Origin of the sequence: Rhodococcus sp. NPDC059968 (assembly GCF_042738615.1) — a bacterium.
Classification (GTDB): Bacteria; Actinomycetota; Actinomycetes; order Mycobacteriales; family Mycobacteriaceae; genus Rhodococcus_F.
This window is the reverse complement of record NZ_JBHWUE010000013.1, coordinates 137,022-152,245: the sequence shown is the minus strand read 5'-3', so window position 1 is coordinate 152,245 and position 15,224 is coordinate 137,022. Positions and strand designations below refer to the sequence as shown.

14 protein-coding genes and 5 pseudogenes are annotated in these 15,224 nt (G+C 65.7%); 9 read left to right on the top strand and 10 right to left on the bottom strand.

Annotation, left to right across the window (positions count from 1 at the left end):
- The 4 genes and pseudogenes from ACFWAY_RS14620 to ACFWAY_RS14605 all read left to right on the top strand — a co-directional run.
- Positions 1-1,059: transketolase C-terminal domain-containing protein (locus ACFWAY_RS14620; RefSeq protein WP_378511021.1), on the top strand; the 1,059-nt coding region annotated here is incomplete at its 5' end.
- Between the two features lie 18 nt (positions 1,060-1,077).
- Positions 1,078-2,184 (top strand): 2-oxo acid dehydrogenase subunit E2, encoded by a 1,107-nt coding sequence (locus ACFWAY_RS14615; protein WP_378511020.1) that lies wholly within the window; start codon positions 1,078-1,080, stop codon positions 2,182-2,184.
- A gap of 544 nt (positions 2,185-2,728) precedes the next feature.
- A pseudogene (locus ACFWAY_RS14610) lies at positions 2,729-2,968 on the top strand (hypothetical protein); the annotation flags it as partial.
- 223 nt (positions 2,969-3,191) lie between these two features.
- Positions 3,192-3,953, top strand: a pseudogene (locus ACFWAY_RS14605) (helix-turn-helix domain-containing protein); the annotation flags it as partial.
- A gap of 15 nt (positions 3,954-3,968) precedes the next feature.
- On the opposite strand, the pseudogene ACFWAY_RS14600 reads toward ACFWAY_RS14605, so the two are convergent.
- The 6 genes and pseudogenes from ACFWAY_RS14600 to ACFWAY_RS14575 all read right to left on the bottom strand — a co-directional run.
- Positions 3,969-4,929, bottom strand: a pseudogene (locus ACFWAY_RS14600) (GMC family oxidoreductase); the annotation flags it as partial.
- Positions 4,926-5,168, bottom strand: coding sequence for a hypothetical protein (locus ACFWAY_RS14595; protein ID WP_378454108.1), 243 nt, complete (start codon positions 5,166-5,168; stop codon positions 4,926-4,928). The pseudogene ACFWAY_RS14600 and the gene ACFWAY_RS14595, both read right to left, overlap by 4 nt.
- Before the next feature lie 45 nt (positions 5,169-5,213).
- Positions 5,214-5,423, bottom strand: coding sequence for a response regulator transcription factor (locus ACFWAY_RS14590; protein WP_378459173.1), 210 nt, complete (start codon positions 5,421-5,423; stop codon positions 5,214-5,216).
- 421 nt (positions 5,424-5,844) lie between these two features.
- Complete coding sequence (locus ACFWAY_RS14585) at positions 5,845-6,222, bottom strand: hypothetical protein (protein WP_378511019.1); 378 nt, start codon at positions 6,220-6,222, stop codon at positions 5,845-5,847.
- 559 nt (positions 6,223-6,781) lie between these two features.
- Positions 6,782-7,672, bottom strand: coding sequence for a polysaccharide deacetylase family protein (locus tag ACFWAY_RS14580; protein WP_378511018.1), 891 nt, complete (start codon positions 7,670-7,672; stop codon positions 6,782-6,784).
- Positions 7,673-8,342: 670 nt separating this feature from the next.
- A pseudogene (locus ACFWAY_RS14575) lies at positions 8,343-8,528 on the bottom strand (transposase); the annotation flags it as partial.
- A gap of 990 nt (positions 8,529-9,518) precedes the next feature.
- Here ACFWAY_RS14575 and ACFWAY_RS14570 point away from each other — a divergent pair.
- Positions 9,519-9,701 (top strand): hypothetical protein, encoded by a 183-nt coding sequence (locus ACFWAY_RS14570; RefSeq protein WP_378454111.1) that lies wholly within the window; start codon positions 9,519-9,521, stop codon positions 9,699-9,701.
- Positions 9,702-10,314: 613 nt separating this feature from the next.
- Here ACFWAY_RS14570 and ACFWAY_RS14565 read toward each other — a convergent pair.
- Positions 10,315-11,022, bottom strand: a complete 708-nt coding sequence (locus ACFWAY_RS14565) for a hypothetical protein (RefSeq protein ID WP_378511017.1) — start codon at positions 11,020-11,022, stop codon at positions 10,315-10,317.
- Positions 11,023-12,142: 1,120 nt separating this feature from the next.
- Here ACFWAY_RS14565 and ACFWAY_RS14560 point away from each other — a divergent pair.
- A complete protein-coding gene (locus ACFWAY_RS14560; protein WP_378454113.1) occupies positions 12,143-12,268 on the top strand; it encodes a hypothetical protein in 126 nt (41 codons plus the stop codon).
- A 227-nt stretch (positions 12,269-12,495) separates the two neighbouring features.
- On the opposite strand, the gene ACFWAY_RS14555 is transcribed toward ACFWAY_RS14560, so the two are convergent.
- A complete protein-coding gene (locus ACFWAY_RS14555; protein ID WP_378511016.1) occupies positions 12,496-12,618 on the bottom strand; it encodes a hypothetical protein in 123 nt (40 codons plus the stop codon).
- A gap of 314 nt (positions 12,619-12,932) precedes the next feature.
- On the opposite strand from ACFWAY_RS14555, the gene ACFWAY_RS14550 reads away from it, so the two are divergent.
- Positions 12,933-13,103, top strand: a complete 171-nt coding sequence (locus tag ACFWAY_RS14550; protein WP_378454114.1) for a hypothetical protein — start codon at positions 12,933-12,935, stop codon at positions 13,101-13,103.
- A gap of 205 nt (positions 13,104-13,308) precedes the next feature.
- A complete protein-coding gene (locus ACFWAY_RS14545) occupies positions 13,309-13,521 on the top strand; it encodes a hypothetical protein (protein WP_378454115.1) in 213 nt (70 codons plus the stop codon).
- Between the two features lie 252 nt (positions 13,522-13,773).
- Here the strand turns inward: ACFWAY_RS14545 and ACFWAY_RS14540 are convergent, their stop codons facing one another.
- Positions 13,774-13,941: a hypothetical protein gene (locus ACFWAY_RS14540; RefSeq protein WP_378454116.1), complete on the bottom strand. Its 168-nt coding sequence runs from the start codon at positions 13,939-13,941 to the stop codon at positions 13,774-13,776.
- A 9-nt stretch (positions 13,942-13,950) separates the two neighbouring features.
- Positions 13,951-14,625 carry a DUF6338 family protein gene (locus ACFWAY_RS14535; RefSeq protein ID WP_378454117.1) on the bottom strand — a complete coding sequence of 225 codons (675 nt, stop codon included), beginning with the start codon at positions 14,623-14,625 and terminating at the stop codon, positions 13,951-13,953.
- 284 nt (positions 14,626-14,909) lie between these two features.
- Here ACFWAY_RS14535 and ACFWAY_RS14530 point away from each other — a divergent pair.
- A pseudogene (locus ACFWAY_RS14530) lies at positions 14,910-15,202 on the top strand (transposase); the annotation flags it as partial.
- Positions 15,203-15,224 lie beyond the last annotated feature (22 nt).

Genomic DNA, 15,224 nt, shown 5'->3' with positions numbered 1-15,224 from the left:
CTGTCCCGGGAGGCCCCGGAGGCGGCGAAACGGGTGGTGACCGTCAGCCCGGACGTCTCCTCCACCACGAACCTGGCCGGCTGGTTGAACAAGGTCGGCGTGTGGTCGCCGAACGAGCGCCGCAATTGGTTCGACGACGACGCCGAGACGATCATGCACTGGCGGGAAAAGCCCACCGGGCAGCACATGGAACTGGGGATCGCGGAGACGAATCTGGTCGGGTTGATGGGTGAACTGGGGGCCACCTGGAGCCGGTGGGGGCAGCCGCTGTTCCCGATCGGGGTGATGTACGACCCGTTCGTCGAACGCGCCCTGGAACCCTGGTCGTACGGGATTTACGCGGGCGGGCAGTCGATCCTGGTCGGCACCCCGTCCGGGGTGACCCTGGCCGCCGAGGGTGGGGCGCACCAGTCGATCAAGACCCCGTCGATCGGGCTCGAGCAACCCGGGTGTGTGAGCTACGAACCGGCGTTCGCGATCGACGTCGAATGGACGCTGCTCGACAGCATCTCCCGGTTGGGCCGCCCGGACGGGTCGTCGTCGTATCTGCGGCTCTCGACCCGCCCGGTCGATCAGACCCTCGCCGCCGTGCCGTCGGATCCCGCCGCCCGGGAGCGCCGACGCCGTCAGGTGGTCGCCGGCGCGTACACGCTGCGGCACACCGACAAGCCGGCCGTGACTCTGGTCGGGATGGGTGCGATGATCACCGAAACCCTCACCGCCGCCGACCGGTTGGCCGAGCAGGGCATCGCCGCGGACGTCGTGTGTGTCACCAGCCCTGGGTTGTTGTTCGAGGCGGTGCAGGCGCGCCGCGGACTGGCCGACGGGCCGTCGTGGATTCTCGACCAGGTGTTTCCCGCCGGCCGGGCGGCGCCGATGGTGACCGTCCTCGACGGGCACCCGCACACCCTCGCGTTCCTGACCGGGATCAACCACGTTCCCGGTGCCGCGCTCGGGGTCAGCCGGTTCGGGCAGGTCGGTTCCCTCGACGACGTCTACCGCTACCACGGCATCGACACCGATGCCGTCGTCCGCACCGCACTCGACCTCGTCGACTGACCCAGAGAGACACCCAGAATGACCACGACACAGACAGGCACCACAGTGGTGCTGCCGTCGCTCGGTGAGAACGTCACCGAAGCCACGATCACCCGCTGGCTCAAAACCCCAGGCGACCACATCGAGCAGGATGAACCGTTGCTCGAGGTGGCCACCGACAAGGTCGACACCGAGGTCCCCTCCCCTGCCGCAGGTACCGTCCTCGAGATCATCGCCCCAGAAGACGCTGTCGTCGAGGTCGGCGCGGTACTGGCAGTCCTCAGCGCACAAGGCAGTGATCCCCGGGGCACGCCGGCACCCGCGGCCGAGGCAACTCCCGCGCCTGCACCGGCAGCCGCCACTCCTGCTCCGGCACGTGCACCTGTATCGAACCCGACTACCCCGGAAGCTGCTGCACTGCCATCCGCGGGCGACCGGGTGGAGAAGCTGCCCCGGATTCGGCGAACCATCGCACAGCGGATGCTCGAGTCCCTGCAGACGTCAGCGCAATTGACCACCGTCGTCGAAGTCGATGTCACCGCCATCGCGCGCCTGCGCTCGCGGGAGAAGGATTCGTTCCTGGGTCGCACCGGGGAGAAACTGTCGTTCCTGCCGTTCTTCGTCGCCGCCGCCACCGAAGCGCTCTCCCACCATCCGGTCATCAACTCCTCGCTCGACGCCGACTGCACCGAGGTGACCTACCACGGGGCCGTGCATCTCGGGATGGCCGTCGACAGCGACAAGGGCCTCATGGTTCCCGTCATCCGCCACGCCGACGGGATGCGCATCCCCGACCTAGCCCGCGCCATCACGGGCGTCGCAGGCAGTGTGCGCACCGGTACGATCCGCCCCGACGACCTGGCTGGTGGCACGTTCACCATCACCAACACCGGCAGTCGCGGTGCACTCTTCGACACCCCGATCATCAACCAACCCCAATCCGCCATCCTGGGAATCGGGACCGTCGTCGACCGCCTCGTCCCCACCCGCGGCGACGGCGGAGCACTCCAGATCGAAGTCCGGTCGATGGCGTACCTCTCGCTGTCCTACGACCACCGGATCGTCGACGGCGCCGACGCCGCCCGCTACCTCACCACCGTCCGGCAGCGCATCGAAGCCGGATTCGACCCCTCGGAACTGCAGTGAGTGCGCCAACACACGTTCCAGGCACGGTGCATGAACACGGCACCCGGGACGATCACCGCCTCGTCGAATTCGCTCTACGGTGGGCGCCAATAGTTGCGGTCAACGACTACATCGTCCCCGACTTCGACGAGTACATCTTGCCGGAGTTCGGACTGCAGCCAACGATCTACTACCGCAGACTCCTCGCACTCCTTCAGACACCCCCGTGCCCACCCTTGGATCCATCGGACCGGCGCCGCATCATCGCACTCTGCCAACACAAACTCGACGCCTCTCGACCGGTCATCCCACGGCCATAGCGGAGCGAGCATCAACCCGGGTTGCCGAAAACCCCAATGGGAGACACACCTCCGAAACAGGAGCTGACACGAGATCGACTAGGACGAACTCGTCAGTGTGGGTGGCAAGGTATCTGCGGATTCGCACACCGTTGTGGGGTCCCGTTTCGCGTGTTCGGAGCGATATCCTGGTAGGACGTTTTCGTGAGGTGAGCGCCGTGCTGCATCGTCAAGGGTGTCGCGGATCGGGTGAATCGGCGTAGCCGATGGTCGATGCCGATCCGTACCGGACGCAGCGCGAGGTTGGCGCTTCGGTCACAGCGGAGCTAGAAGCCGCTGGGCTCGAAGACGCCCAGGAAATCGGCCGCGGTGGCTTCGGCGTTGTCTACCGGTGTATCCAGACTGAGCTGGACCGAACGGTCGCGGTGAAGGTCCTCACCGCTGGTTTCCTCCGTTCGTCTCCCCTACAGCGAGTTCTACACCCGGGGGTTGCGCCTGGCAGGCTACCTCCGCGATGCCGCCGCCGTCACCACGCGCATCTGCGACGAGTGCGCCGATGTACCCGGCTTCGCGCAGCGCTTCTCCGCCCTGCTGAGAGGGCAGGACGAACTCGCGTCGGGGCACCTGAGAGCGGCACGGAAACAATTGGAACAACGCTTCACCTCCGCCGGAATCGCCCACGGCTACATCCCCACAGCGTGGCACTGCGCGCTGGCCCAGACCCAGGCGATGTCCGGAGACGGCGCGCACGCATCGGAAACCCTTCGCGCCCTCGACGCCTGGTGCCCCACACCCGTGCCGTACCTGAAACCGGACTATCTCCTCACCAGGGCCTGGGTCTCCGCCGCCACCGGTGCCGTCACCGAGGCCATCGCACTCGCGCACCGCGGCGCCCACTGCGCCGCCGAACATCACCAATACGCTCACGAGGTGATGTGCCTGCACACCGCGACACGCTTCGGTGACTCCACCACCGCTCACCGGCTACGTGAGCTCGCCGGCCGGGTCGACGGGCCTCGCGCCCCACAGCCGCCCTGCACGCCACCGCCCTTGCCGCCGGTGACGCGGACGGTCTCCTCGACGCCTCACGTCAGTTCGAGGACATGGGCGACCTGTTGGCAGCCATGGACGCCGCCGCGCACGCCGCCACCACCTACCGTCACCGCGGCCGCAACGGATCCGCCCTCACCGCCGCCGCCCGCGCCCAGCGATTGGCCGACACCTGCGACGGCGCCGATACACCTGCCCGCGGACCTCGAGTCGGCCGTGCCGCCGGAGTTGGCTTGGATTCTCAAGCAGGTCGTGTCCGTGGTCGCGGCCGGTGGCACCGTCAGCATCGGATCCGTGCCACACGAGGTCACCACGACCACCGCGGCGGACATGCTCGACATCTCCCGCCCCACGTTGGTGAAGCTCATCGGCGCCGGCGAGATCCCCGCACACAAGATCGGCACGCACACCCGGATCGAGAGCAGTGACGTCATCGGTTATCGAGAGCGGCAGCTAGTTCACGAGCTCACCGATCTTGTCGGCGGCGAACAGCGAACCGCCGTCGACGCTGTAGCCGAACGCGGACACGAAGTGATCGGTCAGAGCGCGTCCGACTTCGGGGAGATGATGGTGCACCGCGATGCCGTGCCGGCGCAGGTGCTGTCATCGCCGACACCGGAGAGCATCAGCAGTTGGGGTGTGTTGACGGCCCCACCGGCAAGGACCACTTCTTTATGGGCGCGGACGGTGCGGCGGGCGCGGTCCTTTTCGTATTCGACGCCGACCGCGGCGGTTCCGTCGAACAGGATCCGGGTGGCGTGCGCCTCGGTGAGTACGGTCAGGTTCATCCGTCGGCGGGCGGGTTTGAGGTAGGCGTCGGCCGCGCTCCACCGGGCACCACGCTTCTGGGTGACCATGAATCATGAAAAGCTTTCGGGTTGAGCATCATTGGAGCGTTCTATTGTGTAGTCGGTTTCTGTGACTGCATCGAGGAATGCGGTGGTGAGTGGTCGTGGGCTGCGTTGGTGGGAGACGATGATCGGTCCGGCGTGTCGGGTGTCGGGGTGGGTGCCGTCCTGCACGTTTTCGACGCGAAAGTACTTGATGACTTCGGTAAATGACCATGACGTGTCGTCGGTGAGGTTTGCCCATTCGTCGTAGTCGGCGGCGAAACCTCGTACCCACATCATTGCGGTCATCGAGGATCACCCGCCGAGCATCTTCCCGCGGGGTCAGTAGATCTGCTGGCCGCCGAGCTTGGGTTGCGGCTCGGTGAGGTAGTCCCAGTCGACCTCGCTGCGAAAGAGTTTCGCGAATGCGGCGGGGATGTGGGTGAATGTGTTCCTGTCCTGCGGTCCGGCCTTGAGAGCCACCACCTGGTTTTTCGCGGGTCGGTGCTGAGCCGGTGGGTGAGCACGGCTCCTGCCGATCCGGTTCCGGCGATGACGTAGTCGGCCGCTGATGATTGCTGTGTCATTTCTTCAATTCCCTATTGTTGACGGTTGCCTGCCCCGACGCCTCTGGCAGCGGGTTGGTTGCGGCGGCAAGTTTGGCCTCGGCGAGCTGGAGCAGCGGTGCGAGGGCTTCTGCTTCGATGTCGAGGTAGGTGCACATCTGGTCGTCGTCGACGCCGGCGTCGCGTAGCCGTAGCGCGAGGGAGTAGGGCTGAGGCAGTCGCCGTAGCGCCTGCTCGCGAGGTGTCAGTGGTGTGGTCATGGTTTCAGGGTGCGTTCGCCGTGCACGGTGGGGTGGAGTAGTCGGCTACTCCAGTTCGTGACCACGATGGGGAGGGGACTGATCGCCGGTGACCATGGCGCCGAGGTCATCGCGGCCGGAGACACCGGTCTTGAGGGAGGCGCGGTGGAGGTGTCCTTCGACGGTGCGGACGGACAGGGTCATTTTCTCGGCGATCTGCTTGTTTGATAGTCCTTGGGCGGCGAGGGTGATGATTTCCCGTTGCCGGGTGGTCAGCGGCGACCGCTGTGTGGCGTCGCGGAGTCGAGCGAACCAGCCTGCGTGGGGGTGACCGTGAGGGTGGTCTTCGCGACCCCACGATCTGTCAATGCAGAGCTCATTCTCGAGCAGCAGCCAGATAGCAGTTTTGCACTTGTAAGTGAATCCGAGGGTTCGGAACGTTCCTGCCGGCGCGACCGCGGACCTGCGAACTGGCCTACCAGTGGTGGCCGCTGCCCGCCAGCCGATCGCGAGTCACAATGTGTACCGGCCGACGGGGTCGAGGCCGCCCGAGAATGGGAGCGAGCGGCGCTGACCACACTACGACGGCAGGCCGTCACCACCACAGGCCCGCGCCGACGGTACCGACGACCGCAAGGCACCCGCGGCACGAAGACCAGGACACCCGAAATCGCGTCTTACGCGCCCCGCGGTCCCCTCACGCACCCGACTTCTTGTCACGCAACACCACCAACGGCAGCACCAGAGTGGCAACCGCGGTCACCAGCCACACCACCAGAGTCGCCAGAATCCACGTGCGCCACCCATCGATACTCAGACCACCAACGAGCGATGCGATCACCAACGCCACCAATGTCGATACGAGCCCGACGCCTCCGAGGAACGCCGACGCGTTCCTCGCCACCACCTTCCCGATGAACGGAGACAGCACACTTTGCGCCACCGCAAACAGCACCACCGCGGTGACAAATCCCGACGCGGCAATCGAGACCCCCGGCAGGAGCCACTGCGCCACCAGCAAACCGATCGCTGCCGACCCCAAGAAGACCACGATCCGAAGCAGGAAACGAATCATTCGATACGCCCTCTCTCCCATGGCAATCGGCACGAATCGGAGATCGCGACAACTTTCCCACGGATCGACCACATACCCAGCTCACCCTCCCCCGGACGGCCCGTCCAACCCCTCGATATCACCCCTCGACTTCACCGCAGCCTCCAGTTCCGACGTTACGCCAACCGCACCACAATCGCCGTGCTCGTACCGTCCAGGGACTGTCGCCTGACGGCGCACAATCGTGCGCGTGAATAGCCCCGCCTCGCCGGCACCGATCCGCACCCCACAGCGCGGGCAGACGCCGTAACCGATGAACGCCGGCAGATCCGCCTCAGTGACCCCCTCCGGCGACTTTCCGACCACCAAGAAGAACACCTTCAGTCGTCCGCGATGGCCGGCACTGTGCTCGGCCGGGATCGGGCCGCGACCATGCCCAGGTACTCGTCGAGCATCCGATGACCGAACCGTGGGAACGCCGCCTTCGTCGAGCAATCGCTAGGAACTCTCGCCCCTGGTGAGCAGTCCGCCGCCGTTCCCCGACCATGCACCGAAGCCCAGAACTCGGCCGACAGTCGGATCAGGCCAGGCCACCGGCACCGCTGAGGGTGACGAATTCGACGCCCGCCGAACGTAATTGCGGCACAGCAGCAGCGAGGCCCTCCGCGGTGGCACCGGCCGGACGGTTGATGTGCATGATCACCACGGAACCGGGCGCCGCCGAGGTGACCGCGGCCTGCACCTTCGCGGCGGGCCGGGTGGCCCCCGCATCGCCGTTCAGCGTGAATCCCACCACCTGCTCGCCGAGATCGCGGACGATGGACGCCGCGACCTCGTCGCAGTGGGCCGTGCCGGGGCGGAACCACCGCGGCGGTCGGCCCGTGATCTCGAGCAGTCGGTTGTGGTTCACCCACACCTCGTCGATCACCTCGGCCGGCGACGTGGTGCCCGCGATGCCGTACGCGGATTTCCCGGTCACCGACAGCGGCAGGTGCCGGGTGCCGTGGTTCGCCAGCTCGACGAGGGGGTTTCCCGACAGCTGCGCGATGAGGCCGGGGTTCGCATCGATCCAGCGGCCGTTCACGAACAGGGTGACAGGCAGTTTCTCGCGTTCGAGCAGTCCAAGCAGATCCGCATCGACGCCATCGCCCTGAGGTCCACCGCATGCGTCGAAGGTCAGCGCGATCCGGTGACCCGCCGCCGCGAGCCTGGTGGCGGTGCCGGTGACGGCGACACCCCATTCGTGTGGAACGGCGCCCGCATATTTCGCCGCGATCGCCGACGTATCCGGCGGCAGGGGCGGGGGCGGGGCAGGAAGCCATCCGTCGGGGATCAACCCGTCCGGGATCCCGGGAATCGGCGCCGCCTCAGCGACCGCGGGGCCGGCAAGGTCGACGTAGGTCTGCATCGCAGCAGCCACACCACCGCCGAGCAGCCCCAAGCAACACCGCCCGACGATTCGTTCGCGCATACATGCGCCGAGATTAAACCGTCCGCGAGACGTGCCCTCCACCGATCTCGGAAAGACGGCATGAACACACCACGAACAGCGTGCCCCGCATGGCGACCAGCGCCAGCGCCATCGCCACCGCCGGGCACTCTCGCCGGGTGTGACGCATTCGTGCCTCCGACCCCGACGAAACCCTTGTGGTGCTACCGCGTGCGTGGTGATCTGTTCTCGCCTCCCCGGCCGGCGGTTTCGCAATCGGTGACTGACAGGGGGACGCTCCTTGGCACCGGGGAGCACGGCTCCGCCAGTCTGATCACGATTCGCGGTCGCCGTCTGGGCGAGGCTTTGCACTCTCACGGCACTCTGGGTTTGTTTCGCTCCTCACTGAGTGAGCATTCGAAGGACGGATGAACGATGGCGTTCAGGGATCGGACGGCGAGTTTCGCATGCGGCCTGCTGGTTTTTTCCTCCTTCGGAGTCTTCTCCTGCGTGACCGAGGATTCTCGTGATGGTGCGGTGTTCTACTCCGTCACGCTCATTCCGTCAGTCGACCTCTTGATACGGCGGCTGCGCGAAATGCACCGCATTCGGAGGCAGGTGCCAAATGCGGATCATCGGCCCGCACGGAGAAGCTCGGTCAAGTCCATGGGGGTGGTGTACGAGGGTCGTCGCGGGACTCCTCGTTGGTGAGTCAGGCAGTCAAGGCCGGTGTCACCTCCTCGGTGGACTCGGTGCTGTCGGTGGGCTTGTCGTTGCGGGAGCGGGCCAGAACGTCCAGGCCGAGATAGCGGCGCCCTTCGATCCACTCGTCGTGTTGTTCGGCCAGGACCGCACCGACGAGCCGGATCAGGGCGGTACGATCCGGGAAGATTCCGACCACTGTCCACGGTGATCCGACCGCTGTGGGCGAGCACGTCCGATACCCGCCCGATGCATGCGTGCGAGACGCCTCTCTGCGAGCGATACGGGCCAGGGGTCGGTGTCGGCGCGCGAAGCGGTCCCGATGCCGGCGCGGGGGTCCGCGGAGGGCGTGCGGTACCGGCGTCCCGCTGCGCGGTCGAAACAGCACCGCCGCAGGCGTGTGACAGGGGCGTTCCGAAATATGTTGGCGCGGCGCAATTTCTAGTAGTACACTCCCCCCTAGGCCCGAAGGGCCGGGGGGAGTGACCCCCCGGAGGGGGTGGGTTTCCCCGCTCGATTCGACTGATGGATTCGACCGCTCGATTCGGACGCCGATTCTCAGGTCACGGCAGAGCCACTCTGATCGGTGCCGCAGCACCACTTGTGCGATCCCCATTTCGAGGGCGAGAAGACGCGTGCTTGTGTGCGCCTGAATACGGTCGGTCAGGCACCACCTTTCGGCGCTGAATTCGGCGCTGTCACGCCCATGCTGCAGCCGTCCTTCGCCGGGCTCCCGCGCACCGCCCCACCGGGCGGCCCGTTGCGCTGCTCTGCCGACCCCATCTCAGTCTGATGAGCCAGGCGCCGCACGCCGAACTACACACGACCCGTCAGAGGTCTGCGCATGACACCCTCACGGCCCACGCAACCGATGCCCGCGCCCAACTCATGCGTGTGTCACCAGATGGCCGACAAGCAAGCACCACCGCTGCGCCTTCGCGAGAGGAAGTTATCCGCATACCCCGTTGACGTCGGCGCGCGATTTTTCTTACCGTCGCCCGCACCACGTTTCAGGTGCTCTCGCCAGATCCGACCCGAGGAGAACCCATGTTGCTTGCGTCCACCGTCGTCGACGCCGCACTCGCTTCGCCCGTGCACCCCCACATCGGTCGTGACGTTCTTGCTCAGGAGACCGAGGTGAACACCAATAATCTCAAGGACTGGATCGGCGACAACGTGTTCGCCCGTGATCTTCCTGCTGGTTGTCTGCGCGATCGCGCTCGGAGCCCTGAAAAGCAACCTCTCGAAGGTGCTGACAGTGGGCGGACTGTCTCTCGTCGCGATCACCTTCTTCGTGCTCGCCGGTAGCCAGAGCGCAATGAACGGGCTCGGGGCATTTTTCCTCAGCCTCTTCGGCGTCGACGTCTGACGCGTGCTCAGCCCTGGTGAACACATCCTCGAAGGAAGTGAGCGCGTGATCGACAACGACGACCTGCTCTACCCGCGTGGACTCGCACTACCTCGGCCCCGCGGGCAGAACCCTCCCGATTCGTATCCGGTACTCCGCCGTCGGTGTGGGTGCAGCGATCTTGGTCACGGTCTTCGTCGTCGCTCACATGATCGTGCACGTCCCTCTCGGCTGCACACCGCTCGCCGGTGATGGTCACCCTCACCGTCTTTCTCACCACCAAGATCACCCGATACATCAACGCCGACCGACCCCTGCATTTCCGTGTTCATCGCGGCGCGGAACGACGCGGGGCGCCACGGCCGCCTCAGGCCCGGACAGACCGTCCTGGCCCCGGTACCAGCAGCGCCACGGCCCGCCGTCTTCGACTTGCCCGGCCCAGTGAATCTGATGCGGAGTTCCAGCCGAACATCCGCCGCTCGCCCACCATGATCCAATCGAACACCGATGCCGGTCCGTCTGTGGTGTTCGACTGGTCGCGGCGCTTGCCGTTCGCGTGCCGGCGTGCGCTGGGGCTCGGCCTACCGCCCGTGGAGTCGGGTGTTCCCCTCGACGTCGGGTGTGTTCGTGGCGGTCACATCGATCCCGCGGCCACCGAGAAGTGGAAGTTCCCCGCACCCACGGACCGCTCGAGGGTCCGAATGACAGCAGTCGGATTGTCGTAGGGCCCGTTGAGGTAGAACGGCTGACCGTCCCTCCCGAACTCGATCCGACCCGGCCCGGCCCACTCACCCAGGAACGCGGCTGCATCATCATCGAAGGCGCCGGTGGGCTCGAAACCGAGCCCGCGCGCATAGTGCACCGCCCCCAGGATCAGTTCACGGCCGAGTTCGATCGGAATCTCCACCGCCGGACGGTCGAACGCTGCGTAGTACGTGCGGATGGCGCTGGGGATCCTGCCCGCGTCCATGGTTTCGGGGTCACGGGCGTTTTTCACCCCCAGGCAGTGCACGTCGGCCAGGTAGCCTCGCAGCGTCGCCCGACCACGCCGCCCCTCTCGTGCCACCAACACCTGCGCGAAGCCTTCGGCCTCACCGGCGGGAGCGTCCAGTTCAGCCCACTCCGGATGACCCTCGAGGCCCAGCCCGACACTCCAGCCACAATTGACCCAGCACCCCAGCACCCGCCCCAATCCTCGGGACGCCGCAGCCTCGGCAGCGATTCGTCGCACCAACGGCGACACCACCGACGGCCGCACGCCCAGCGCACGCGCGATCACCTTCGGCGGGACACCCTGCTCCCAACGCCGCCGCACCTGCTCGACCAACTCCACATCGTCCATGGCACCCCATTCTGCTTCACCGATCGGGAACCTCCCGCGTCTGGACCTATCCGCACATGCTGGGCCAAGTAAAGGGCGGTGATACCCATCGTCGGCGCCGGGCACGTCGGTCGCGGCGCATCACCACCGACCGGTCACCCGTCTCGCCGCGGAAATCCTCCACTACGAATACTCCCGCGAAATCAAGCAAAGATCCCATGGCGAAGTCGACCGACCCCCGGCCCCGCAGCAGCTTTACCGAAGCCCGGTCCGCCACTCAACATTCCTCACCGCAGGTCAAGCGCCCAACGCAAGGACGATTCGCCAGCCGACAACCCGCGCTATTTCACCAGGAGGAGGATCACCATTCCATATGCATCAAATTGGTTGAGCCACAGGCGAAGAGGTCGACACCGCGAATCTCATGCATCGCAGTACAAAGATGTCGTTCCCACATCAGTTTCGTTGAGTCGACGGCACCGTTTGTCCCGGCTCAGCGAAGGTGGCGAACACGCGGTGAAACTGGCGAGTGCGGAAGACTATCTGGCGGATGACTCAGCAAACCTGGCGAAACCGGCATGATCAGCCGGCAATCGGGAATGAATCGAGGCGACCGAGTTCCACGCTCGCCGGATCCTCTGAACCAACGGTCACCCCGGTGACTCAGTCAACATGGCGAACAGCACGTGAGGGCGACTGCGATCTCGCCAGATCCACCGAGTCAGGACACGTTGCCGCGTCCGCGGAGCACCGCGCATATGCACCACCCGACAAGCGGAATGCCGCGGGACACCCGCGAAAATAACTCCACTACAAAGCGATGAGTGCACCACCCGCGGAGATCAGCACTGAAAGAAAAACTGCGGCTCCGTGCCACAAACCCCCGCGGCGGCTTCCGTGCCACAAGCCCCCCGCGGCCGAGATCTTCCTTCCGAGCAACAAACCACTCAACGGCACACCTATGCACCCCCGCGCGCAAGAGACGAGCAGCGCGGACACGATCCTGATCAGCAAGCAGTAAACACAAAGTTGACGTGGCATACGCATCGGCAAAGCCCATCGTCTCACCAATGCCGGCACGACCAACGACAGAACTACGGATCCGATCGAGAATCTCGATCCTGGTTTCGGACTGATCCACATGCTGCCCGCGTACACCGTCGACGACTATTACACACTCCGCGCCGCCGACGACCTGCCCGCGAACGGACCATCCGACCTCCCCGATCCGACCCTCACACGTATCCTCACTGCGCACCGCGAATGAGACAACTTCGAGGACTCGAGCTGGGATCACCCACCACATCGCGAACACGCATCCCACGCCTGGGGCAATTCCGCCGAACCACTGTCCATCACGGTCAGCGAGAACGCACGTGGCCCCATAGGGAAGGTGTACTACCCGAACACCGGAGAAAGGTCGCAGTAGCCCTCCTTCCGAGACCTACACCAACCCAGATGCCCCTTGTCACCGAACCAGACCGCCCCGAACAACTAGGCCACCAGCGGAGAAAGCTCCAGCAACCGATCCGCCATCTCCCCGTCACCAATTGCATCAATACCATTGGTGCACAAAATCTTAGCAACTGGCATGAAGGCCCAATGAAACAGACCCACCTCGCCCTCCCCTCACCATCGACGGGCGCCCAGCCGAGGCCACCCGCCATGGCCGCACGCGCATTCGGCGCCGCCATCCTGCTGCTGTTCGCAGAGACAAGGTTTCCGGCTGCGCCCCCGCCGCTTCTCTCCCGCAACGAACTCCCCGGGCATCGAGTCCGATAACTTCTGCACACCAAACATATTCACGATCTCCGGTGGCACTCACCCCATTGCCGGCCTTCCAGACGCCCCACAATGAAGCACACCCACAGCGGCCACGGCGCCAGCGACGGGGCCTTCCCTACCCCACCACCGACGCCAAACCGATTAGTGTGCGCACCGACAACCCCTACCAGATGAACCTCGGCGGGCCACCGGCACAACACGTCCTTGAAGCGGCGAAACACACCGCGCCCGGAGATCGCGATGTCGAGCCGGTCGGCAACGGCGGGGTCGGCTACCGACTCGATGAACAACTCCATGTCGCGATAGCCCGCGCGTGATCCGACGCAACGGACCTACAACCACCGGTCGGGATCGTCGTCGAACACGTCGTCCGCGATCATGGTCGGCCACGTTTCCCCCGTCTGCAGGTCGATCCGACCACCGCCATAGGTCGGTCGCCCTCGAGCAGCGACGAGAGTTCTCGAGGTCGACCGCGGCAGGTCGCAACATCGGTGTCGCGGACATCCCCACCGCGGCCTCCAGTTGATCGGCGGGGTCGTCGTCGCCCGTCCAGTCGCGCACGCGCAGCGCCGCCGCGCACTGGGCGGCCACCTCTTGTGCCCCGTCGATGTGGTCGTCGACCGCGGCGATGAGTGCGTCGCCGACCAGCTGCAGCACCTCGTCGGTCAATCGTCCGCGCAGATCGACGACCGCGCCGGTGCGGATGCTCAGGGCGACACGCAGCGCCGTCAGTGATTCCTCGTCCCAGCTGGTCCCCATCGAGTACCGACGTCGAGTACAGCCTTCCCGTCGACGACGACCACGGTGGCCGGGCCAGCCTGAAGGTGCCGACGATGCCCCTTCAGTTCTCCGGCCGACACGCACCGCTATCCCCTGGCGAGACACGAGATGACGACCGACACACTCGATCCATCACGTTGGGAGGAGCCGGAGATGCAGTGTGCCCCGTGAGCCGAAGCGCACGGGGCACACTTCCGCGAGCGAGTGCTACTGCAGCTCGTGAGACACGCTTCCGGTGGAGCTGTCGTCGGCGGCCTCGGTCGTTGCGTGCGTCTGCGACAGTGGTTTGAGCTCACTGACGGACTTGCCCGCGGTGTAGCCACCGCTACGTTCTTCACGGCTGGTGTCGCGCGGGGTCGTGGTACTGACCGTCATCGTGCCTCCTCATCCCTCGATGAACTCAGCATAGGCGACTTCCGACCAGCGGACGAGGAGAGCACTTCCCCGACGAACGGCGTTACCACTGGCGTCGACGACCGGTGTTCCATTCGGGGTGATCTGGCAGGTGTCGATCAAGTAGAGGTCCTGTTCATAAGGGTAACCGGCGGCGTAGCTGCCGGGGAGCAGGCTGGTCGTGCCGGGGTCGGGTTTCGCCCAGAGGCCCATGATCCAGGGGTTGCCGGTACCGGGTTCCTTCAGGCGCAGCTTGACGTAGCCGCCCAGGGCCGGGGTCTTGAAGAGGAGGTCCCATCCACGGGGTTCGGGTTCGGGTCCAGTGATCGGTCGTGCCCACCACCAGCGTTTGCGGGCGGCCATCCCGGTGAGGGCTCCGAGTGCGAGTGGGACGACCACGTAGCCGGCGGCGATTGCCCAGACCCACCAGGGCAGCGGCTCGCCGTTCTGCAGATCGCCGGTCACGACAAATATGCGGTAGCCCTGGTAGAGCAGCGGGGTGGAGAGCATGCCGAACAGAGCGGAGGTGCTGGCGAAGGTGAGAAGTCGTTCGTTGAACTCCGCGGTGGTGGTGCGCTTGTTCTCGCGTTCGAACGCGAAGGTGAACAGGGCACCGGGGAGGATGGAAGTGACGAAGACCGCGAGGGCCTGAAGCCTTGCAAGCACGGTGAGATTGTCGCCCACGTCTGTGCCCGAAGACTGTCGAACTCGCTGGGAGAGGGGCGTTCTTTCTGGCCTACCCCGCGTGTTATATACGATGCGACGCGGCGCTTCGTCCTCGACCAGCTGCCACGCAACCTCACCGGGCGGGTGCTCAAGAACGAGCTCCGCGCAGCGCAAACGGCCATCGAGCGCTGACCACCGCCCTCCCCACCCCCTGAGCAGCCCTGGAGAAACCATGACCGCCACCGCCGACACCCTCGCCCAGTGGGCGCACGCCTACCGACCCGATGCCGCCGACCTCGCGCTGGCGGAGCGGTCCCTGGGGGACACCGCGATTTCCGCGAGTGGAGTCGCGGCGGCGGATGGGTGCGTACGTGCGGGGCTGCTCGGTGAGGTCGAACGCAAGAACGGGTGGACGCTGCGGAAGCGGCCGGTGATGCCGGCCCAGAGGGCATGCAGCGGCTGCTGAACTTCTACTCCTGGGACTGCGACGGGCTGCGTGATGGATGTGCGCGAGGTCGTGGTCGAGACAATAGGCGACGCCCGAAATGGGGTGTTGATCGTCGACGGACAGGCTTTCAACTGTTGTCGATATATCTAAC

What these genes read in the sequence shown, in the direction of transcription:
- ACFWAY_RS14540 (WP_378454116.1), bottom strand. Translation starts at nt 13,941, where the DNA reads ATGACGGTCAGTACCACGACCCCGCGCGACACCAGCCGTGAAGAACGT.
- ACFWAY_RS14565 (WP_378511017.1), bottom strand. Translation starts at nt 11,022, where the DNA reads ATGGACGATGTGGAGTTGGTCGAGCAGGTGCGGCGGCGTTGGGAGCAG.
- ACFWAY_RS14585 (WP_378511019.1), bottom strand. Translation starts at nt 6,222, where the DNA reads ATGATTCGTTTCCTGCTTCGGATCGTGGTCTTCTTGGGGTCGGCAGCG.
- ACFWAY_RS14560 (WP_378454113.1), top strand. Translation starts at nt 12,143, where the DNA reads ATGCTGCCCGCGTACACCGTCGACGACTATTACACACTCCGCGCCGCC.
- ACFWAY_RS14580 (WP_378511018.1), bottom strand. Translation starts at nt 7,672, where the DNA reads ATGCGCGAACGAATCGTCGGGCGGTGTTGCTTGGGGCTGCTCGGCGGT.
- ACFWAY_RS14615 (WP_378511020.1), top strand. Translation starts at nt 1,078, where the DNA reads ATGACCACGACACAGACAGGCACCACAGTGGTGCTGCCGTCGCTCGGT.
- ACFWAY_RS14595 (WP_378454108.1), bottom strand. Translation starts at nt 5,168, where the DNA reads ATGACCACACCACTGACACCTCGCGAGCAGGCGCTACGGCGACTGCCT.